The 21,989-nt window shown below is 47.9% G+C and carries 19 protein-coding genes; 8 read left to right on the top strand and 11 right to left on the bottom strand.

The genetic code is table 11. The annotated features are described in order from the left end of the window. Positions 1–258: 258 nt before the first annotated feature. Positions 259–1,047 (bottom strand): hypothetical protein, encoded by a 789-nt coding sequence (locus tag IRJ16_RS12390; RefSeq protein ID WP_194111895.1) that lies wholly within the window; start codon positions 1,045–1,047, stop codon positions 259–261. A gap of 62 nt (positions 1,048–1,109) precedes the next feature. Beyond that, entirely contained in the window at positions 1,110–2,459 is a 1,350-nt protein-coding gene (locus IRJ16_RS12385) for an alpha-L-fucosidase (RefSeq protein ID WP_194111894.1), read from the bottom strand. A 94-nt stretch (positions 2,460–2,553) separates the two neighbouring features. Between IRJ16_RS12385 and IRJ16_RS12380 the strand changes: the two genes are divergently transcribed. Beyond that, positions 2,554–3,504, top strand: a complete 951-nt coding sequence (locus IRJ16_RS12380; RefSeq protein ID WP_194111893.1) for a cation diffusion facilitator family transporter — start codon at positions 2,554–2,556, stop codon at positions 3,502–3,504. Positions 3,505–3,586: 82 nt separating this feature from the next. Here IRJ16_RS12380 and IRJ16_RS12375 read toward each other — a convergent pair whose 3' ends face one another. From IRJ16_RS12375 to IRJ16_RS12355, 5 genes are all read right to left on the bottom strand, one after another. Further along, positions 3,587–3,973 (bottom strand): hypothetical protein, encoded by a 387-nt coding sequence (locus IRJ16_RS12375; RefSeq protein WP_194111892.1) that lies wholly within the window; start codon positions 3,971–3,973, stop codon positions 3,587–3,589. 7 nt (positions 3,974–3,980) lie between these two features. Further along, positions 3,981–5,129: an SIR2 family protein gene (locus tag IRJ16_RS12370; protein WP_194111891.1), complete on the bottom strand. Its 1,149-nt coding sequence runs from the start codon at positions 5,127–5,129 to the stop codon at positions 3,981–3,983. 7 nt (positions 5,130–5,136) lie between these two features. Continuing rightward, the gene (locus IRJ16_RS12365; RefSeq protein WP_194111890.1) at positions 5,137–6,234 is read right to left on the bottom strand and encodes an Ig-like domain-containing protein; all 1,098 of its coding nucleotides are present in this window, start codon (positions 6,232–6,234) and stop codon (positions 5,137–5,139) included. Next, positions 6,218–7,321, bottom strand: a complete 1,104-nt coding sequence (locus tag IRJ16_RS12360; protein WP_194111889.1) for a hypothetical protein — start codon at positions 7,319–7,321, stop codon at positions 6,218–6,220. Before IRJ16_RS12360 ends, IRJ16_RS12365 begins: the two co-directional genes overlap by 17 nt. Positions 7,322–7,805: 484 nt before the next feature. Further along, a complete protein-coding gene (locus tag IRJ16_RS12355) occupies positions 7,806–8,567 on the bottom strand; it encodes a hypothetical protein (protein ID WP_194111888.1) in 762 nt (253 codons plus the stop codon). A 146-nt stretch (positions 8,568–8,713) separates the two neighbouring features. Here IRJ16_RS12355 and IRJ16_RS12350 point away from each other — a divergent pair, with 146 nt between their 5' ends. The 4 genes from IRJ16_RS12350 (at position 8,714) to IRJ16_RS12335 (ending at position 14,972) form a co-directional block, all read left to right on the top strand. After that, a complete protein-coding gene (locus tag IRJ16_RS12350) occupies positions 8,714–9,094 on the top strand; it encodes a hypothetical protein (RefSeq protein WP_194111887.1) in 381 nt (126 codons plus the stop codon). An 11-nt stretch (positions 9,095–9,105) separates the two neighbouring features. Continuing rightward, positions 9,106–9,840: an ImuA family protein gene (locus tag IRJ16_RS12345; protein WP_194111886.1), complete on the top strand. Its 735-nt coding sequence runs from the start codon at positions 9,106–9,108 to the stop codon at positions 9,838–9,840. Between the two features lie 264 nt (positions 9,841–10,104). After that, complete coding sequence (locus tag IRJ16_RS12340) at positions 10,105–11,610, top strand: Y-family DNA polymerase (protein ID WP_194111885.1); 1,506 nt, start codon at positions 10,105–10,107, stop codon at positions 11,608–11,610. 179 nt (positions 11,611–11,789) lie between these two features. Then, positions 11,790–14,972: an error-prone DNA polymerase gene (locus tag IRJ16_RS12335; protein ID WP_194111884.1), complete on the top strand. Its 3,183-nt coding sequence runs from the start codon at positions 11,790–11,792 to the stop codon at positions 14,970–14,972. A gap of 49 nt (positions 14,973–15,021) precedes the next feature. Here IRJ16_RS12335 and IRJ16_RS12330 read toward each other — a convergent pair whose 3' ends face one another. Together IRJ16_RS12330 and IRJ16_RS12325 are read right to left on the bottom strand one after the other, a co-directional pair. Further along, entirely contained in the window at positions 15,022–16,068 is a 1,047-nt protein-coding gene (locus IRJ16_RS12330; RefSeq protein ID WP_228080089.1) for a basic secretory family protein, read from the bottom strand. Between the two features lie 109 nt (positions 16,069–16,177). Then, positions 16,178–16,732: a PAS domain S-box protein gene (locus tag IRJ16_RS12325; RefSeq protein ID WP_194111883.1), complete on the bottom strand. Its 555-nt coding sequence runs from the start codon at positions 16,730–16,732 to the stop codon at positions 16,178–16,180. Between the two features lie 191 nt (positions 16,733–16,923). Here IRJ16_RS12325 and IRJ16_RS12320 point away from each other — a divergent pair, with 191 nt between their 5' ends. The 3 genes from IRJ16_RS12320 to IRJ16_RS12310 all read left to right on the top strand — a co-directional run bounded on the left by IRJ16_RS12320 (position 16,924) and on the right by IRJ16_RS12310 (position 20,903). Beyond that, a complete protein-coding gene (locus tag IRJ16_RS12320) occupies positions 16,924–19,248 on the top strand; it encodes a TonB-dependent receptor (RefSeq protein ID WP_194111882.1) in 2,325 nt (774 codons plus the stop codon). 12 nt (positions 19,249–19,260) lie between these two features. Next, the gene (locus IRJ16_RS12315) at positions 19,261–20,073 is read left to right on the top strand and encodes a DUF4249 domain-containing protein (protein WP_194111881.1); all 813 of its coding nucleotides are present in this window, start codon (positions 19,261–19,263) and stop codon (positions 20,071–20,073) included. An 89-nt stretch (positions 20,074–20,162) separates the two neighbouring features. After that, positions 20,163–20,903, top strand: coding sequence for a porin family protein (locus IRJ16_RS12310; protein ID WP_194111880.1), 741 nt, complete (start codon positions 20,163–20,165; stop codon positions 20,901–20,903). Here the strand turns inward: IRJ16_RS12310 and IRJ16_RS12305 are convergent. Both IRJ16_RS12305 and IRJ16_RS12300 read right to left on the bottom strand, forming a co-directional pair. Beyond that, a complete protein-coding gene (locus IRJ16_RS12305; protein WP_228080087.1) occupies positions 20,900–21,478 on the bottom strand; it encodes a YdeI/OmpD-associated family protein in 579 nt (192 codons plus the stop codon). The two genes, IRJ16_RS12310 and IRJ16_RS12305, sit on opposite strands and share 4 nt — an antisense overlap. 8 nt (positions 21,479–21,486) lie before the next feature. Continuing rightward, entirely contained in the window at positions 21,487–21,900 is a 414-nt protein-coding gene (locus IRJ16_RS12300) for a DUF1761 domain-containing protein (protein ID WP_194111879.1), read from the bottom strand. Positions 21,901–21,989: the final 89 nt, after the last annotated feature.

Here is a 21,989-nt window from a genome sequence, read left to right as displayed (position 1 = left end):
AAGATAGATCCCTCGCTTCGTAACTGGTCGAAGTTTTAACTTCGACCTAAAATGTGGCAAGCATTCTGCTTGCTGAAGCTGAAAGCTTCTAACAACATAGGTCGAAGCTACAAGCTTCGACCAGAATAATGATAAAATATTCTCTGTAGAGACACGATACCTCGTGTCTCACATTTCAAAGGTCCGACCTGCATATCCGCTCTGCATAGTGGATATATATTGTGGAGACACGAGGTATCGTGTCTTTACAGAAGTTCGCTACTTTTTCGCCAAGTTATAATTCCCTGAAAAGTCGGTTGGAGTAAACATACTTTGAAAATTAGGACTCAGCCCCGGCATGCCTATCAAAGTGGATACGTCGGTCTGCACGCCATTGACATTCATTTTTACTATGCCACCCATATTTATGCCCGGTAGCATCAGGTTATATTTAAAGTTATCCGCAATAATAAGGTGGCTTATATATTTTAAGGGTATCGCTATCTCCACATTCATTGCCCGGTTAATATCAAACTTTATGGCCTGCTTAACACCGTATTCGTTGAAGACAGACAAGGTAGTATCTGCGATATCTTTAACCCCGGTAAGGTAAAGGTCCTTAATGCCATTATTAACTTGGGTGCTAAGCGCATTTATTAACGAATCGGTATCAGCGCCTTTATCTTTTAGTTTTTGGGATACATTAATATGACCTATAGGTTTCACCAGCATAGCCGACAATTTTACAGGCTGACCGGCTTTATTGGCTCCTATCACCTTTATCCTGATCCCGCCGTTCAGTACCTTATTGATGATGCTGCCATCGGTAGCCTGGATCGCTAAATACAAATTCTCTTCGTCATTGGCCATAGTGTAGCTTATGGCAGTAGCGCTATTGTTGGCTTGGAATGTATTATTCCACTCGGTCGTCTTGCCATCGATCTTGATACCGGCGGGAGCGTAAACGCTTGTCTTTTGCACATTGGGTAGTTTCTGCGCAAATACATCAGCCCCCGCAAGACATAATAGCATCAGGCAGGCGAATAATAGTTTTGTTTTGTGATCCATATGAGGTTTATTGTTAGGTCTATTTGATGACCGAACAATGTAAATGTTACGAAGATTAACACCTATTCCAAAAACAATTGCAACACAGGCACCTCATAAATAGGTTTCTTCTTCGGCAGGACAAGTGTCAGTTCATCGCCTGATGTGGTCATCTTTAACTCCGAACTATCGTGTAAAAATTGCGCATACTTTACTTTGCCGTAGCCGGGCAGGCCGATCTTGCCATCGGTAGGGTAGTTGAACAGGTGCACATATAATATTTTCTTCAACGGGTCGTAAGTCACGCGGTCACCAGCTGCCGTTTTATACTGATCGGGGGCGTAGGTGCAGCCGTAGATCGCTTTGTTGTTGGCACGCATCCAATAGGCCAAACTGTCCAAAGCGCGGTTAGCGCGATAGTCAAATTCGCCGCGGGCGGTGGGGCCAACGTTCAGGATCAGGTTGCCGCCGTTGGCTACAGATGTGATCAGCAGGTCCAGCAGTTGGCGGTGGGTCTTCCAGCTATTCTCATCGCGGTAATAGCCCCACGATCCGGAAAAGGTTTGGCAGGTCTCCCAAAGTTTGCCTTTGTATTTTTCCAGTTCGGCAGGTTTAACTTGTTCGGGCGTTTCAAAATCGGCGCCGTCGCGATATTCTTCTAAATTCAAGCGATTGTTAATGATGATGCCCGGCTGCAGTTTGCGTGCCAGTTTGATCAGCTCGATAGAACCCCAATCATCCTTGCCTTTACCGTGCCCGTTCTTGTTTGGGAACGAGAAGTCCATCCAGATCACGTCTATCTTACCATAATTGGTCAGCAGTTCGGTGATCTGGTTTTTTAGATAGGCGCGGTATTTGGCCATGTCGCGGCCAACATTCATTCGGGTATAGGCGGAGTCGCTGCCATTAGCGGGGCGGGTAGGGTAAATATTATCGACGGTATAATCCGGGTGGTGCCAATCTAACAGGGAATAATAAAAGCCGACCTTTAGTCCGTTGTTACGACAAGCGTTCACATACTCGCGCACCAGGTCGCGCTTGGCAGCGGTCTTGGTCGACTTGTAGTCGGTGTACTTGCTATCGAACAAACAGAAACCCTCGTGGTGCTTGGTGGTGAGTACCATGTATTTCATACCCGCCGACTTGGCTTGTTTGGCCCATGCGTTCGGGTCAAACTGGTCGGGGTTAAAGCGGTCAAAATATTTTTGATATTGCTGGTCGTTCAGTTTCTCGTAATTCTTTACCCACTCGTGCCTTGCCGCCAGCGAATACAAGCCCCAATGCACGAACATGCCAAAGCGTGCATCGGTCCACCAAGCCATGCGTTGTTTTTGCTGGGCAGGTGTTTCGGCAAAGATCTGTTTTTGTTGGGCAAATAGCGTTTGGGTGCCAAGCAGCATAAGCAGGCAAAGCAGGGCGAACTGTCTCTTCATCAGGTTAATAGTGGTTTAAGGCTAAGATAGGCAAAGTTTGATGCTGTGCCGAAAAATTTTGCAACCAAACCCACCCTGCAATGTTATCATGCTGATGGCATCATCCAAAACAGCAATTTACGGGGCACTGGTAGCTAACCTGCTCATCGCTATAACCAAATTCATAGCCGGTATAGCCGGCAAAAGCGGCTCCATGATATCCGAGGCTATCCACTCGGTGGTGGACACGGTGAACGAGTTGCTGTTACTTTTAGGCCTGCATCGTGCCAAAAAAGAACCCGATGCGTCGCACCCCTTCGGCTACGGTAAGGAGCTGTATTTTTGGTCGTTCATTGTATCAATACTCATCTTTGGTTTGGGCGGAGGCATCTCCATCTTCCAGGGCATCATGCACATCCGCGAACCCGAATCCATCGGCGACCCGACCATGAGTTACTGGGTGCTGGGCCTATCAGTTTTGTTCGAGGGTGCATCGCTGGTGATCGCAGTATTGCACTTTAGAGAAGTGCGCGGCAGTACACCTTTTTGGGAGGCGGTGATCAAGAGCAAAGATCCATCCAACTTCATGGTCCTATTTGAGGATGCGGCTGCGGTAGCCGGATTGGTCATTGTAGGCGTTTTTATGTATCTGAACGTCACTTATGATCTGCCGATTCTCGACGGCATCGCTTCGGTTATCGTCGGACTGATATTAGTAGCCGTTTCCGCCATCCTCGCCCGCGAAAGCAGGAGCCTGCTGATGGGTGAAGGCGTATCGCCTAATACAAAAAACGTTATTTGCGAATTGGTGCAGAAGGATGAGGCTGTAGTAAAGGTGCTGCACATCATGTCCACCTATCAATCACCGGATGAAGTGCTCCTGATGCTGATCATCGAATTCGACCATGATCTGGATACCCTCGAGATCAACGACGCTATCGACCGCATCCGTGTAGATGTGAAAGCTAAATACCCGTTGATGAAGTACATCATCATCCAACCCGATATCCTCGACGGTACCTTGGACCGGCACCCGAACAGGGGCGCGAACAGGATGGGGATATGATCTTTAGATCTGAGATGTTATATCTGAGATGTGAGACAGGAGTGGATCGGCGTTGGATCAATTACAAGAATAAAGTCAATAGCTACTCGTACCGCTTTAACATAGCTTTCGACTTAGGTGTCACACGTCCGATCCTTGGGTCGTTCTGGCTGACCATTTCGCATAGGCGAATGGCATCGGTCTCAAAATCTTCACCCGACTCGTTCAGGAGCAGCCAACCTAACTCTACGGCGTGGCCTTCGTCAAAAACAAATTCGGTAATGGTAGGCAGGTCGGCTTTTAAGCTGTCTTGCGCGCCTCTGTCTGCAGCTATCCAAATGCCGTTATGGTGCGGGTTTTTATTGGTCTTGCGGAAGATGAATACGATCTTGCCATTCAGGTACACATAGAACATCCCGATAGCCGGAACCACTATCACCGACCTTGGCAGATAGTCGAGCAGGAAATCAAAGGGCATGGGTTTTTTCATGGGATGCTTATTTTACTTCTAAGCTGTTTACATATTCTTTCACTCCCGTATAGCTTATTTTAAAATTTCTACCACTGAAAAAATTCTCAAACCGGTATCCTGCAGTTTGATATTTACTATGTTCATTATGTTTTTTTGGATTGTCGTTCTCAATTAACACGGCTTCTATCTTTGCGTCAGGCCTTATCATCCTTGAAAGCAATTGCTTGAATTCAAAATCTGCTTGCGGCAAAGAATAGCCTAAAAAAACTACTTTGGTTGCCTCCGACAATTCAACGCCCGCGTTTTGCCAAATAAGTTTATTTTGGACATTATCAAGGTTTTTCAAAAATGTTGGCATAACCATGTTGGTAAGCAATAGATTTGATTTATGATTTTCCATTTTAAAGTTTTTAGCACAATGCCTACAGTACTTTCTGTCAAATACATATCCACCATTAAAATTTTTATAATATTTAACATAAAGTCTTTGGCATTTGGGGCATTGTAGCCAGTTTAATGAACCATGTAATTTTAAAATTTTAACATTATACCTACCCTTACCGATAGCATATAATCCAGGCTTAATTTTATGGTCGTGTTCCTCTAAGGAACTGATGTAGCAACAGTAATCGAGTACTCCTGAGAATTTATGACCTGCTGGTATCTTGTCTTCGCTAATTACTTGATTGGTAATGTTATCCAACATTATATCCCAATTAGTGGTAATCACCGACACTCCGTCTTTTTTTTCGTCGCTTAGCCGACCTTTGCTTAAATTTATGATGTGTTTAGCAAATTGCCTTATAACTTCTTTCGAACCTCCATTCCGTTCGATTTCTCCTCTGATAGCAAGCATTATTAACCGATTAAATGTATCGCGTAGCTTAATCAAATCAGTAGGTTTATAATTTTTAAATGATATATTATCCTCTATACTTCGGTCAATGGGTGTATAAATATCTTCAAGTGCGTAGTAGTATTTTTCGCTATCACTTACTAATAAACACTCTTTTAAAAATGTGTCGAATTCATCTATCCATTTGCAAACCTTGTCGTGAGACTTTTTCCCATAAGTAGTTTTCAAATCATAAATGGCTTTAATAATACCCGCTTGAGAGGGAGCACCCGCTGCCATCGAAAAACCAGCGCCTAAAATGTAAACAGTTTTATCCATAACTTCTTTATAAATTTCTTATTTCAAACCATCTCACAAAAACCTCCTGATGTTCCTGCTTATCTTCGCGCACATCCCTGTCAAAAACCTTATCCAAGTTATTGCCGGCAAGGTCCTCTAATTTAGCTTGTGCCTTGAGCTGGTATCGGCCCGGTTGCCAGTTCTTTAGCGGGGTAAAGATCCATTGTTGGTCTTTGTTGGCCGTACTGATTGTGCCTTTAATCGAATTACCCTTAGCATCTTGCATACTCAACACTCCGGTCAGTAAGTAATGATCTAAAGGTTCATTCAGGTCCATCACCAGCGGTTCGGTGCTGCCTACTTTAGGTAGGCGCAATTTCCATTGGTCCATATCAGGCTTTGCGCCATCATGCACACCAGCCACAAATTTTTTGCTATAAGCTTTCTCTAACAGTAGCCCGCGACTATCTTTCCAATCGGCCGATACTACTAATTGATATTGTTGTGCCGTTTTCAGCGGGTTGCCTAATTCTTTGTTCAAAACCAGTCCGCGTTTAATGCGGCCGGGATCCAGCCATAGGGTGAGGGTGGTGCCGGTGGTATCCCAAAGTTCGGGTTGTAAGTTCAGGAAAATGCTTTGGAGGGTGTCGCCCTTGTTATCTAACAAGTGCACGTGTTGTAATACCTCGCCTGTACGCATTGGGTGGTCAAAATGCAGGTAAAATTTTAGCAGGTTCTCGGGCAGGGTATCCAACTCGGGGTAAATGGTCAGTAATTTAGGCTTGTTGCCACCTGTAGCCGGTACGGAAATTTTGGCGATGGGCTGTTGTTTATACCATATCTCGTAGGTCATTCCCGGCGATAATGGTATCAGCGGGCGGAAGGTTATCGAGCTATCCTTCTCTATAAAGTCGCCCAAGATAGCGGAGCGGCTCCCCGCTAAGTGGACGCTCGCTTGCTTCACGTCGACCAGGCTTGGCGGTATTAAAATGGCGACCGCTTTATCCTTTTCCCAAAGCAATGCCAACTCATGACGCTCCGGCGGGTTGCAGGATGCGATGAGGCATAACAACAAAAATGCCGGTCCGCACCAAAGGTGCAGGCCGGCATTTTTTAACAGGGTCAGTTTAAATATTCTTACCATCCGATGTCCACAGGTCAACTTGGCCGTCGCGGTTCTGGATCACTACGGCGCGGCTATCGTCCAGTTTGTCCAGCTGCAATACCTTCTCGTAAGGCAGTTTGATAAAGTTAGTGCCGCCTGCACCATCTATACGCTGGGTTAGCGTACCCTTAAAATTCTTGATATCATCAAAGCTTACCTTTGTTGCCGGGCGGTTGGTGTTGGCCATTATCAGCTGCTCTTTGCCGCCTTCCTTGAGCCAGATCATATCGGCAGGGGTGTTTTGGTTGCCCATTTCGGCAATAGTGCGTCCTTTTACGTGTGCGCCGGGTTTCAATTCGTCCATCGGGAACAATACAAGCGGGGTACAAGTATAGGCAGCCACCAGATATTTTTTACCGTCGATGCTGGTGGTAGTGAACGTACGCACCGGCGAGGTGGTCTCAAAGCGGCCATGTGCGGTATGGTACATCTCTAAAGTAGATTCATCCTCTTGTTTACCCGTAAACGGAAAACCAATGCTACGGAACGACGAGCTGAACTCCTTATTACACAAGCCACTCACCAGCAATTTGCCGTCGGCAAAGCCAATGTCCGATATAGACGTGATGCGCAATGAATTACCGCGGCGGTCTTTAGCCTCGGCAGATGGGGCATTGTTCAGTTCGATGGCCGAGAAATCCACGTTCTTTAAAGAAACGGGAGCTATCTTGTTGTCAGGCGTCATGCTCAGCAGCACAGGCGTACCGTCGGCACTTTTAACGGCAATGTATAATTTCTTCGATACGGGGTTAATCGCCATATCGGTAATGCTGATGTTCTCTTTAGTGGTACCAAGGGCCTCGGCTATCTTAGTGTCGATGCCTTTTACATCGTATGCTTTGGCATCGGCCTTTTTGCTGTCCTTGGTATCCATGGCAAACACTTTGGCATTATGCGAGTCGCCTAACAACAATACCCCCGTCGGACCAAAGGTCAACGAAGTGATCGACTTGATCTCGGGCGTGCCATTGGTAAAACCGTAAGGCAGGGCCGGTTTATGGTTAATGCCGGCAAACAGCAACACACCCAACGAGGCAGCCGCTGCAAAAAGATAGATCTTTTTCATTTTTCGATGTTTAATTTGATGGTCAACAAGGGTTTACTGATAACAAATATAGGTTTTTGGTGATCAGTTGGTTAGGTGTCACTTCTTATTTGCGTGAGGATGATGTAACAATTGTGTAATAAGGTCATGTTGAACATGTTTCAACAACCCACATGCAAAGTATGCCGTTTGCTTAGCTGACCTACATGATGAGGTGCCGAAATAAATTCGGCATGACTGTGGTTTGCAAACCATTCAACCTAAACCCGATAGGAGCAAATACGGGGGATGTGCGGGTATTGCAGATAGCGGGGCCGGTGCTCCCGAAGAGAGACGGACCGTTCGTTTTCAAAATGTTCTGTTAATGATCGGGTATCTAACCACCAGAACACAGAGGAAGAAGCACAAAGGACACAAAGCCTTGCATGTTAATATGTTGCAAGACTTTGTGTCCTTTGTGAAATTCTTTGCGCCCTTTGTGGTTAAATTTTTATAACAGCGCAAGCTACTCCTTACTCACCACCACACTCGCTACGCTTTGCCAGTTACCGATCACCTGATCGTAAAATGGTTCATCGGCCGATCCGCCCTTGGCGATCGCGTACATTTTTTTGTTGTCCTTAGTATAGCTTTTGGCCGATGTTTCCAGCATTTGATTGCTGATGCCGACAAGTACCTTATTCAGGTCGAAGCTGAAGGTGGCTTTGTATTTGTCGGACGCGTTGACCACGATGTCGGCTACGGTAACATCAGCCTCGAAAGGGAAGGAACTTGCTACCAAGATGCTGTCTTTAGTGCCTTTAGTATTGGTGAACGTGCCGCGGAAGTTGAACGCTAATTCAGATCTTGGCGATTTACGGCAGAACAATCTCAGCTTTACATTCTTGTAAGATCCCGAAGGCAATTGCACCACTCCGGCCAAGGCGCTGGCGCTAAAGATGTTCAGGTTCTTCTCTACCGTTACGGTGGTATCTACCGAATTTGGGATCGATAACGTAAGTTTCTCTACATATACCGTTGCCGATGCCCAATCAATAGCCACGGTTGATGTGCCGGTGGCATTTATTTTAAGATCGCTGGACCCAGTTTTTTTTGCCGGACCACCAACCGAGCTGGCATAGTAAGAAATATTTGCATAACCGCCTTTGGTAGATGTGCCTGTGTTGGTATCGGGTTGCTGGGCGTTATCTTTTTTGCAGGCTGTAATGGCCGATGCCATCAGCAGAATGGCTAAGGCGTAATTGGATAATGAGGTGATAGGTTTCATAAAGATGTTATAAGGTTGCAATTTTTTACCAAATATATTATTTGTTTTAGATGCTGTCAATGCCATGCACAAAATGTATCCTGCTAAAAATATTTTCAAAAACTGTTTGCTAAATACTAAAATTATTAGTATATTTGTTTTTGTATATGGAGGTGTTTTACATAGATGTGGAGCTGGATCGCGGGTTGACGCGTTTTCAGGTGGATGAAGTGCCGCCCGAGCAATGGGATATGCCCCACACCCCGCAATTTATTGTAGAATATCATAATGGACGTGAGTGGGTGATATTGATACTGAGACTGGAAAAAGGTAAATGGTACGACCGTAACAGCCGCTTGCATGGTGATGAACAACACCTGAACCATTTCTCGCTGAACGCGGATACCTGGAGTCCGGAATATCAGAGTCCGTTGAACCAGTTGGAGATAGAAAGTATTGGCAGGGCCGTGTCGCGGCACATGGTGGTGCTGTTGCAGGCGTATATGGGGTTGTTCGTCCCTGTGTTCCCTAAACCCGCTATTAACTAAATGACAGCGCCATGCCCGATAGTAAAAAGGATATCATTGCCCGGCTACAGCAAAATATTTTGCGATGGGAGGGCTTTGTGCCTCCCCCAGCATCCGAGGCTAAGGGCATTGGACTTGGCCCTTTAGAAGCGGCTTTCCCGAACGGTGTTTTTCCGACTGGGGCCATGCACGAGATGCTTTGCCCGACATTGGAGGGCACGGCAGCTACGGGCGGCTTATTAGGTGGGATCTTATCCAGCCTGATGCAAAAAGGCGGTACTTGTTTGTGGATAGGGAGTGGCCGCAAACTTTTCCCGCATGGGATGACCGCTTTTAATATCGAGCCGCACAGGATCGTATTTGTAGACCTTCCCCGCGAAAAGGACATCCTTTGGGCGACCGAAGAAGCCCTGAAATGTGAAGGCCTGGCAGCTGTAGTGGCCGAGGTAAAGGATATCAGTTTTGCGCTATCGCGACGTTTGCAGCTGGCGGTAGAGCACAGCAAAATAACAGGCTTTTTATTACGGAGCGATATGCGGAAGCTGAGCACCACAACCTGTGTGGCCCGCTGGCAGGTGACATCGGTGCCAAGCCAATTACCGCAGGGCATGCCCGGTGTTGGCCATCCCCGATGGCAGGCCGAACTGCTGAGGGTGCGTAATGGTACGCCCGGTAGCTGGGAGATCGAGTGGGTGGATGGCAAATTTGTTACGGTTGAAGAGCAAATGGCTAAGGTGGTTTACATGGAAACGCGGATAGCGGGATAGAAGGTGCAATGATATGTCCTAACCCCTCTTTCCGCCGAAGGCGAAGAGAGGGTGGCGAGCGAAGCGATGTAGGGTGAGTCAACTCGCCGGCTATGCATTACCGCTCTGCTCGCCGGTTTACTCACCCCGACGTACCGCCTTTGGGCGGTCGTAGTGCCCTCTCTTCGCCTTCGGCGGAAAGAGGGCGGGATGCATTTGATCAAAAGCTATGTGGACGTTTGGGTCGACAAAATGTATTTGCGATAAGAAGAAAAAGGATACCCCATGAACAAACGCTTTGTATCCCTGTGGTTCCGCCACCTGACCACCGATCGGCAGATACTCCGCAAGCCGGAGTTGAAAGATGTACCCTTTGTGTTCTCGGCAGCTACCCGTGGGCGTAACCTTATTGTGGCTGCCAACGCGCTGGCCGAGCAACAAGGCGTAAGCGTGGGTATGGCGGTGGCCGATGCCCGGGCGATAGTCCCCGATCTGGAGGTGCTGGATGATATCCCCGGTCAGGATGCCAAATTGCTGAACGGTTTGGGTGAATGGTGCATCCGCTATACGCCGCTGATCGCCATCAACATGCCCGACGGCTTGATGCTTGATGTAACGGGCTGCACCCACCTTTGGGGCGGCGAACGCGGCTATCTGAAAGAGATCGTTACCCGTTTACGAGGTAAGGGTTACGATGTGCGGGGAGCGATGGCAGACACCATCGGTACGGCCTGGGCGGTGGCAAGATATGGCAGGTTAAAGCCGATCATTGTCTCAAATGAGCAGGCCGCCGCGCTAACGGATCTGCCACCGGTAGCATTGAGGTTGGATCCGCTGACTTTAGAGCGTTTACAAAAGTTGGGTTTCTACACCATCAAAAGCTTTATGGGCATTGGCCGGTCGGCTTTGCGCAGGCGTTTTGGCGACGCTTTCCTGTTAAGGATGGATCAGGCTTTGGGAATGGTCGATGAACCGATGCAATTGCTTCATCCCATCGAGCCTTATACCGAACGCCTGCCATCGATGGAGCCGATCTGCACCGCTACGGGTATAGAGATAGCAATACGGACGCTGTTAGAAAAACTTTGCAAACGCCTGCAAGGCGAAGGCAAAGGTTTGCGCACCGCGACCCTGAAATGTTACCGGGTGGATGGGTTGGTGGTCGAGGTCGGGATCGGCACCAACACCGCATCGCACCACGTGGCGCATTTGTTCAAGCTATTTGAGTTAAAGATCGCGAGTATCGAACCGGCTTTAGGTATAGAGCTATTTGTGATGGAAGCCCCCAAGGTAGAGGATGCCGAAGTGGATCAGGAGGCGCTATGGTCGCCGGAGGGTGGTGGTTTGGATGACAGCAACCTGGCCGGATTGCTGGACAGAATGGCCAACAAGATAGTCGCGGCAAACATCTGCAGGTATCTTCCGCAAGAGCATTACTGGCCCGAGCGATCCATCAAAGCCAGCACCGATCTGAAGGATAAGCTGACAACTACCTGGGACATGGGCAAGTTAAGGCCAACTTTATTGCTAGATCAGCCGCAAGAGATACAGGTAGCCTCGGTACTGCCCGATTATCCGCCCATGTTCTTTATCTATCGTAACGAACGCCACAATATCAGGCGCGCCGATGGCCCCGAACGCATAGAACGCGAATGGTGGCTGGACGGTAGTGGGCCGCACCGCGATTATTACGTGGTAGAGGACGAGGAAGGCCGCCGCTATTGGGTGTTCCGTTCGGGGCATTACAACGAGGAATGGTCGGCCTGGTATTTACATGGGGTTTTTGCCTGAGGGGAGATACTCGAGGGTGATTCAGGCTTAAGTCTCCCCTCCCGAGAGGGGACGCTCAGAATTAACATAGCGCACAAATTACATAGGGGTGTGTTATCGCAGACCTTGCAAACTGAACACATCCCTGACCCCTCTCAAGAAGGTAAGCGCGACTTTAAAATGTAGTAAAGACCCACGATATGGCATACGCAGAATTACAGGTGACCAGCAACTTTACTTTCATGCGGGGCGGATCGCACCCCGAAGAACTCGCCGAACACGCCGCTAAACTAGGCTACACCAAGATCGCTATCACCGATCGCAACAGTGTAGCGGGTGTTGTCCGGGCGCATAAGGAGGCTAAACTGAAAGGTATTGGCTTTATACCTGCCTGTCGCCTGGATCTTATGGATGGTCCGAGTTTGCTGGCTTACCCTACCGATATCACTGCATGGGGGCGCATGTGTGCTTTACTAAGCAAAGGCAACCTCCGAACAGAGAAGGGCAAGTGCGAACTATATAAACAGGACGTTTACGATCACAAAGAGGGTATAAAATTCATCGCCATCCCGCCCGATACGTTGAATGCGTTGTTCGATATCGATGATGAGTTTAAGCAGCACCTGAACGAGTATCATGCCCAATTCGGCACGGAACTTTACGTTGCCGCCACCCGCACTTACAACGGCGATGATGGTAAACGCTTCTTCCGCCTGGCGCAATTGGGCGTGCCGATGGTGGCTACTAACGATGTGCATTATCACAACGCCGAACGCCGCGAATTACAGGATGTACAGACCTGCGTACGCGAAAAATGTACCATCCATACGGCTGGCTTCCGCTTGCATGCCAATGCAGAACGATTTATGAAACCGGTGGAGGAGTTAGATCGCTTGTTTCGCCAATATCCGGCGGCTATCGAGCGTACGCAGGAGATAGCCAATGCCTGCAATTTCACCTTGGATGACCTAAAATATCTGGAACCTGAATGGGTAAGCCCGGATGGGCGTACGGCTGATGAGCATTTGGCTACCTACACTTGGGAGGGGGCAAATGAACGATTTAAGAAAGGGATATCGGATAAGTTAAGAACACAAATAGAGTTTGAACTGGCCTTTTTTAAAAAGCGTAAACTGGCCCCTTACTTCCTGCGGATATTCGAGTACGTCAACAAAGCTAAAGAATTAAAGATCCTGCATCAGGGGCGCGGCTCGGCGGCTAATTGTACGGTGTGTTATTGTTTGGGGATCACCCCGGTTAACCCTGAGGAGTCGCGCTTGCTGTTCTCTCGCTTCATGTCGGATGCGCGCGATGAATGGCCCGATGTGGACGTAGACTTTGAGCACGAACGCCGCGAAGAGATCATTCAATGGATCTACGAGACTTATGGCCGCGAGCATGCGGGTATCGTTGCGACGGTGACGCAGGAACGTTCTAAGGGTGCTATCAGAGATGTGGGTAAGGCGATGGGTTTATCCGAAGATACCATCAAACGGTTGGCCGGTGCCATATGGCATTTCAGCGAGGATGCTTTTGACCGGGAACGGATCATTGCGCAAGGCTTGAATCCTGATGATAAGGACCTACATAAAGTGCTACAACTGACCGAGCAGCTACGTGGTTTCCCCCGTCAGTTAGGGCAGCATACCGGCGGCTTTGTGATCACCCAATGCAAACTGTCCGACCTATGCCCAGTACTGAACGCCCGCATGGAGGGCCGCACCCAACTGGAGTGGAACAAGGACGATCTGGAGGACCTTGGTATCATTAAGGTTGACGTGCTGGCTTTGGGTATGCTCAGTTGTATCCGACGTGCATTTGATCTGATCGATCAGCATTATGGTAAGCGGTATGAGTTGGCTACAGTTCCGGCAGAAGTTAAAGCGGTCTATGATATGATCTGCAAGGCCGATACATTAGGCGTTTTCCAGATCGAGAGCCGTGCGCAAATGTCCATGTTGCCGAGGTTGCGTCCCCGCAAGTTTTATGATCTGGTCATCGAGGTAGCTATCGTTCGTCCGGGTCCGATACAGGGTGATATGGTGCACCCATATTTAAGACGTAGAGATGGTATCGACCCCGAAGATTACCCTAACGAAGAGTTGAGACCTGTATTAACAAGAACCAAAGGTGTACCGCTCTTTCAGGAACAGGCGATGGAAATAGCTATGGTGGCTGCCAAATTCACCCCTGAAGAAGCTGACGGCCTACGTCGCAGCATGGCTACTTTTAAAGCCAAAGGGATGGTGAAAGAATGGCATGATAAGTTAGTGAACGGCATGACCGCCCGTGGCTATGATCTTAACTATGCCGAACGCATATTTAAACAGCTGGAAGGTTTTGGTAGCTACGGCTTCCCCGAAAGCCATGCTACAAGTTTTGCGCATTTAGTTTATATATCATGTTATATCAAATGCTTTTACCCGGATGTGTTCGCAGCGGCTTTGCTGAATAGTCAGCCGATGGGTTTTTATCAGCCGGCCCAGATCGTGATAGACGCACAGAATCACGGCGTAGTGATGCGGCCTGTAGATGTGAACCACTCGCACTGGGATAACACGCTGGAGGAGAAAGACGGCGAATATTGCGCCATGCGCTTAGGCTTTCGCCAGGTAAAGGGTTTGCATAAAGATGATATGGATAGGCTGGTGACTAACAGGGGCGAGGGGTACCGGAGCATCGGTCAGATCAGTAATGCCGGTGTACCCCAGGCGGCCATAGAACGGTTGACAGATGCAGATGCTTTTCGCTCGATGAATTTGGACAGGCGATCGGCTTTGTGGGAAGTGCCTGCTTTGAGCGATAAACCGATGGGCCTGTTTGCCGGGCAGGAGTCGGAAAGCGCGCATGAAGCACAGGTCAGTTTGCCGCTAATGACATCTGCCGAGCATGTAGTTCAGGATTATGCATCGATAGGCTTATCACTTAAAGCACACCCCGTAAGTTTTGTACGCGAGAAACTGGATCTGTTGCATGTGGTTCCCACCAATACTTTAGCCGACCGCAAGAACGGCGACAAGATCAAGGTGGCAGGACTGGTCACTGTGCGCCAACGGCCGGGGACGGCAAAGGGTGTACTGTTCGTCACCATCGAAGACGAGACAGGGTTCAGTAACTTGGTGGTATGGGAAAAGATGTTCGATAAATATCGGAAAGAAATACTACAAGCGCGTTTGCTGATGGTGGAAGGTGTGTTGCAGATCGAAGGCCAGGTGATACACGTGGTAGTAAAACGCTGTTTTAACCTAAATACCCTACTCAGTAACCTGACCACGATCCCTACCGTCGATCAGCCTGTATTGACCTTATCGCGAAGTGATGAAACCACCTCGCCGGTGTATTCGGACAAGGAGGTATTTCATAAGGGGCGGAATTTTATGTAACAAAAAAGGCCGGAACAACGCCCGGCCTCGTGTTATTTTACGAGAGTTCTTAGCCTTTCTTTACGGGAGCTTTGCCGCTGTACTTCAGGTCAACCTGTGGGTTTTTAGCATAATCGGCCCAAAGTTCGTCAACTGTTTTGCCGGTCAACTTAGCCCACGACTCTTCAGTGTAGGTTTTTGTGCGTAACTGCTGGTCAATGGTCATGATCACATCCGGTTTTACCTTTTGCTCTATCCATTCAAAAAAGCGGGCAGTAACACGGTAAGCGTCTTTGTAGCTTTGGTCATTCTTAAATTCCGGCAGCGTCCAGCGTGAGCCGATATTGTCCACACCATATTTGTAGCGTATATAGTCGGCGATACCTTCGGTCAGCCAACCCGGGCCGGCGCCACCTGGGTAGCCTTGCACAATATGCATACCCTCATGCGTGACAATATCAATATCGTACGGGTTTTGGTTCATGTACTTAGTGCTGAACAAGATACGGTTGCCACTGCATTCGGCCACACCCTTATAAGCGGTATCGGTAATGAAGATCACATTGTGGGTCGATTTGTCATTGAATTTGCTCACCAACACCGGGTAAACCTTAAAGTAAGCATCGATCAGGTTTTTCCTTACTTCGGGGCTAAAATCGGAGTTCTTGTTGATGAACACCAATTGGTAATCGGCTTTTTTAACGGTATCTACCGAGTGCCAATTTTTGCGTAAGGTGGTCTGTAGTTCGGTGGCAAAGTTCTTATAATTCTTTTTTAACCAGTCGCCGCTCACGCTGATCTTACCCACTTTGGCGATCATGCCGATCTGCAAACTATCGTTCACGCTGAATGAAAATCCGCGCACGCGCGTGCCATCAGCCTGGGCAAAGGGCACGTAAACGTCTTTAACGATCTGGATAAGTTCGGCCTTTTGAACGGTATCCAGTTCTATATTTTTAGAGGTGTTATTGATGTTGACGGTAAACTGTCTCCGCCCGCGTGGGCGCTGACCATCCTGTCCCGGTTGTCCGTTGCCGGCCGGCGGCGTCGTCGTTTGTGCAAAAGCCGAGGCCGAAAGCATCGTTAGCAGTGCAATTTTTGATAATTTATGAAGCATGGTGATGTTGTTTTTTCGCCTAAATATAGGGAAGAATGCCCATGCGCAGGTGTAAAGATCGTGATACAGAGGAGAGCGCTACGTTTATTTAGCGGTCGGTAAACATGCTTTATACTACCAACTCAGCCGTCACCAACACGTCGTTGTTAAATCCTTTTTTCAACATCTGGATCTTAAGGGTAACGATGATCTTACTGCCATCTTTTTTTAAATGTTCGGATTGTCCGACATCGTTCATCCCGGGCTGCAACTCGCGAAAGATCATGATAGAATCGTTGATGTTGGGTTTTTGGCAGATATCCAGTGCGCTCATCTTTAAAAACTCGTCGCGGGCAAAACCGTAGTTGTTCACGGCGGCGCAGTTCACTGCCTTGATCAGCAGATTTTTGCGATCGACGATCCATTGCGGATACGGGGCTTCTTCAAAATAGCTACGATATTGTTGCTCGCTTTCGGCTAACTCTGCTGTGTGGGTCTTGATCAGCTTGTAAAGCATCAGCCCGGTAATGATAACGTATAGCCAACCTTTAGCGCTGCTCATAAACAGCAAAAACTCTACATTAGCTGTGCCGCGTAGGGCAAGCAGTATCCTGTCGCTTAGGCTTATCCAAAGGACACCTGCAAGTGTATATAAAACTGCTATTCTTAAAGCCGCTGATCGCATAACAACTGATAAGAAAGTTTAGTCGGGATAAATATAGGCATTAAAACAAGGTTTGTTGCAATAGCTACCCCGTTGTTATCGCCCGAGAAATTTATTTTTGCCCGATCGAAATGTTTTGCCCCTTTGTACGTCTAAGTGGGTAGCAGGGCGGTTTTCGCGACCCGCTTGTAATTTTTACCTTTGAAACACACATGTCTAAACATCTACTCGCAGTATTGCTGTTCCTCATTTCATTTACGGCCATTGCTCAAAAAAAACACGTCATTAGCGGCACCATTAAAGATGCCGAGACCGGCGAGACCCTGATAGGCGCTACCGTGCGCATTAAGGAGCTGACCAATGTGGGCACCGCCAGTAACAGTTACGGTTTCTACTCGCTATCGGCCCCCGACGGCGAATACACGCTGATCTTTACCTACATTGGCTATGAGACGGTGACGCAGGCACTTTCGTTACATCAGGCCAAAAGAATTAATATTTCGCTTACGCCTAAAAGCAATTTGCAGGAGGTGGTGATCAGTGCTAACCGGCCTAATAACGACCAGATCACATCGCCGCAAATGGGGGTGGAGAAGCTGAATATGGCCCAGATCAACCAAATACCGGTGGTACTTGGCGAGCGCGATGTGTTAAAGACCATTACGCTGATGCCGGGTGTAAAATCGGGCGGTGAGGGTAACTCGGGTTTTTATGTACGGGGTGGCTCTGCAGATCAAAACCTGATCACCTTGGATGAAGCCACGGTTTACAATGCATCGCACCTGCTGGGTTTCTTCTCTACGTTCAACTCGGATGCGATCAAAGATGTTAATCTGTACAAAGGCGGTATGCCGGCCGAATATGGCGGCAGGTTGTCGTCGGTACTGGATATCAAGATGAATGACGGTAACAATAAGAACTTTACCGTGCAGGGTGGTATCGGTACCATCGCCTCGAGGTTGAAGATCGAAGGCCCTATCGTAAAAGACAAGGGCTCGTTCATGATCAGTGGTCGGAGGACCTACATCGATATGTTTTTGGCGCTATCTAAAGATTCTGTGATCAAAGGTAGTTCGCTTTATTTTTACGACTTGAATGCCAAAGCCAATTATCATTTTAACGATAAAAATGCCATTTACTTGTCGGGCTATTTTGGTAAGGACGTGTTAGGGTTGAAAGACCTTTTCGGGACAGATTGGGGCAACTCTACCGGTACGGTCAGGTTCAATCATATTTTCAGCAATAAGTTGTTCTCTAACACCTCGGTTATTTTTAGTAACTATAATTATGTGATCCAAAGTTTCCAAAGCGCGACCAGTTTTAAGGCTACATCAAAGATCACCGATTTTAACATTAAAGAGGACCTGCAATATACCCTCAGCAGCGATCACCGCCTTAAATTCGGGTTCAATGTGTTGAGGCATTCCATCTCTCCTGGCGAGATCACTACCGACGAATCATCCAGTTTTAATAGCCGTAGCGTGGAGCGCCGTTATGGGTTTGAGAATGCCCTGTATGTGAGCGACGATTGGAAGGTGAACGATAAACTGAACGTAGCTTTTGGCCTGCGCCTGAGCGGTTTTATGCTGATGGGTCCGGGTACGTTTCGCTCGTATGATCCGGCGGGAAATATCACTAACGAGGCCACTTACGGTTCGGGCGATGTGGTGCAGAGCTATTACAATCTGGAGCCACGTGTTTCGGCCGCCTATCAATTGAATGATGTAAGCTCGGTAAAGGCATCTTACAACCGCAATACACAAAATATCCACTTGCTTACCAATTCAACTACCAGCTCGCCAACGGATCTGTATGCCATGAGCAGCAACAATATCAAACCGCAGATATCTGATCAGGTATCTTTAGGTTGGTACCGCAATTTTCAGGATAACGTGTTCGAGTTTTCGGCCGAGGCTTATTACAAAGATCTGAAAAACCTGATCGATTATAAAGACGGCGCAAGGCTGCTGGTGAACGAGAATGTAGAATCGCAACTGACATTTGGTTCGGGCCGCGCTTACGGTATTGAGTTGTTTTTGAAAAAGAAATATGGCCGATTTAACGGGTGGGTTGGTTATACCCTGTCTAAGGCCGAAAGCAAATTTGCAGCGATAAACCAGGGCAGGTATTATGCCGCCCGTCAGGATCGCACGCATGACCTTTCGGTGGTGGGTATTTACAAACTGAACAACCGTTGGACATTCTCCAGTTCGTTCATTTATCAAACGGGTAGCGCGGTCACTTATCCTACAGGTAAATATACTGTCGGCGGGCAAACACTGTTCTCGTATTCAGAACGTAATGGTTACCGTAAACCGGCTAACAACCGTTTGGATATCGGCGCTACGCTGGAAGGTAAGGAGCACAAAAAGTTCCATTCCAGTTGGACGTTTAGCCTGTATAACGTGTACGGCTATCGCGATCCGTACGCGATCGAATTCCGTGACAGCCCGACCAGTCCGGGTACTACCGAGGCCGTATCGACCAGTATTTTTGCTACGCCGATACCATCAGTTACCTGGAACTTTAAATTTTAACACCGACCCATCATGAAGACATTAAAACAATATATACTACTAATACTGGCCCTGCCCATACTGGCATCGTGCCAAAAAGTGATCGATCTGGATCTGGGTAACGATACCGGTAAATTGGTGATCGAAGCTAATTTTACCAACGTAATAGGCACGCAGACCGTTAAAATAACCCGCAACGTGCCGTTCACGCAAACCAATACCTACCCGCCCGTAAAAGGGGCAAAGGTGGTAATGACCAATGCCATTGGCGATACCCGCACCTTTACCGAAACTGCCGACGGCGTTTACACAGCCAACATAGGTGGCCTGGTGCGCGAGACGTATAAGCTGACGGTAGAGACCGACTCGAAAGTGTACACCGCCAGTTCGCACATTCCTGATCAGGTATTTTTAGATTCGATAACTACCCGCCCGGCTATTTTTGATGCTGATAAAGGAAAGAAGACGCTTTCGGTCCATTACCTGGATCCGGGTAATTTGGTTAATCAATACCGCTTCATCATCTGGAAAAATAACGTACAGGTGAAAACGGTGTATGCCTACAACGACGACTTTAACAACGGCCGCTACGTGAGCCTTGACCTGCGCGTACGCGACGATGCCGACGATGACTTTGGCATTTACGCAGGCGACACCGTTAAAGTAGAGATGCAGTGTATAGATAAACCCGTTTACCTCTACTGGTACACACTGATGCGCCAATCATCGAACGGACCGGGTGGTGGCGTATCTCCCGCAGATCCGCCTACTAATTTCTCACCGACGGCTTTGGGATATTTTAGTGCGCATACAACGCAGAGTAAAACTATTGTGGTGAAGCCGTAAAGGCGACCGATCAGCAAATATATTTATAGACAAGCGTTAAACCTTGCGGGGTCAACGCTTGTCAATGCAGTACCTTATTATTACAAATTATGTTATTAAGATCTGCAACCTGCCTTACCCTGCTACTGAGCATTTGGGCTGTATGTGCCCAAGCGCAAAACGAGCGCCCGCAATTTAAATTTGGCGCCAAAGCCGGCATCAATTTCTCGACGTTTACTGATGATATCGATCTGATGGACCGTCCGGATCAGCGTTATACCGGTTTTTCGGATATCCCCCGGATGTCTATATTACTTGGCGTTACGGCGGACAGGCAATTGTCTCAGCGGATCATGTTCGGTGCCGAGCTGCTTTATAACTCGCGCGGTACAAAATACCGCGAGGAGAATACCAACATAGCGCCTTGGTTTGACGATGACGGCGACGAACAACGCTCTTATAATTATATCACCTACCGGTTCGATTACATGGAACTGCCGCTTACTATTGGCTACAATTTTTTGCCCGAAAAGTCGAACACCATCCTATCGGCCTACACTGGTATTGCGCCGGGATTGCTGATCAACCATAAGCGTAAAATTGATTATGACAAGAACGCCACCGATCTGCAAGACCAAAAACTGGATATGCGGTATGGCAAAAGTGTGATCACTAATTTATTGCTCGGGCTTAAGGTTATGGAAAGTAAAGAGCGTCTTGGTGCAGCTTTTTTTGATTTGAGGGGGAGCTATACACTTTCGCCGGTATTTACACGCAACTACAGCGATGCCGGGCGTAATCTGGATACCCGCATGTTCACGCTATCGTTAGCGGTTGGCGTTAGATTTTAAAGGAATTGTTTGGGTAAGGTTTTTTGCGCTGCAAGATCGGTCAGTTCGTCTATCCGTTTTTGTCGTGTCTCGGGGCGTTTTGCAGTTATCAGCCAATGCAGCAACCGTTTTTTGACCGAGCGGCTTAGGGATGTGAAATAGCGTTTAGCTGCCGGTTTACCCTTAAATGCGGCGGTAAGGTCTTTAGGTATTTTGATCTCTTCTACAGTATCGAGTATCGTCCATGAGCCATTCTTTTTCGCTATGTCGATAACGGCCTGTCCTGCGGGGTGCATTAAACCATCAGCTGTAAGCTGTTTAACTTTGTCCTTATTGATCTTTGACCAGGTGCTGGTAGGCTTACGCGGACCGACAAATTGCACAAAGCTATTTTCATCAACCGAACGCCTGATGCTATCTACCCAGCCGAAGCACAATGCTTCATCCACAGCTTCGCTCCAGGATATGGTAGGTACGCCCGTCGCCTTTTTATATTGCAGCAACCATACTCCTTTTGCAAGAGCATGGTTGCTGATGAGCCACTGCCGCCAGTCATCGCGGGTTTTAGGGTAAAAGGTCTCGATGTCGGGCTGCATAATTTGGGCTATTTCATTAGTACTAAGATAACGCTTGCGATCAATATCGACACTAAATGGTAAGCACCGCTGATCACGCTGTAAAATATCGGGCGCGGGATATTGGGGTTGATAGCGATGTTGACCGTGTTGGCCACCAGATAACCAATACCAATGATCAGCGCGAATTCGATAGCGCCGCCTACGGTATCGATGTTGAGGGCATTGATGAGCAAGGCATTGGTCACCGTGATCACCAGCGAACAAATAGCAGGGCCGACGATAAAGATAGGTTTGTTGGGCAGCGTCTCGCCATCGCGACCTAAGGATGCTTTGTAGGGTTTGGCAAAGATCAGCGTGAACCATAGTCCGCCCAGTACAAAGTACACCGCAAAGGCGATCAAAACACTAACCCAATTTAAGTTTGTTAAAAATTGCAACATAGTTATTTGTTTAAATGATGTTGCAAACCTATCATGCTTTAGTGACAGCCCTATGTCAACTAATTTTACTGAGAAAGAAATATATCAAA

It is taken from the genome of Mucilaginibacter myungsuensis (assembly GCF_015222005.1).
In the GTDB taxonomy this organism is placed as follows: Bacteria; Bacteroidota; Bacteroidia; order Sphingobacteriales; family Sphingobacteriaceae; genus Mucilaginibacter; species Mucilaginibacter myungsuensis.
This window is presented reverse-complemented; position numbering and strand designations above follow the sequence as displayed.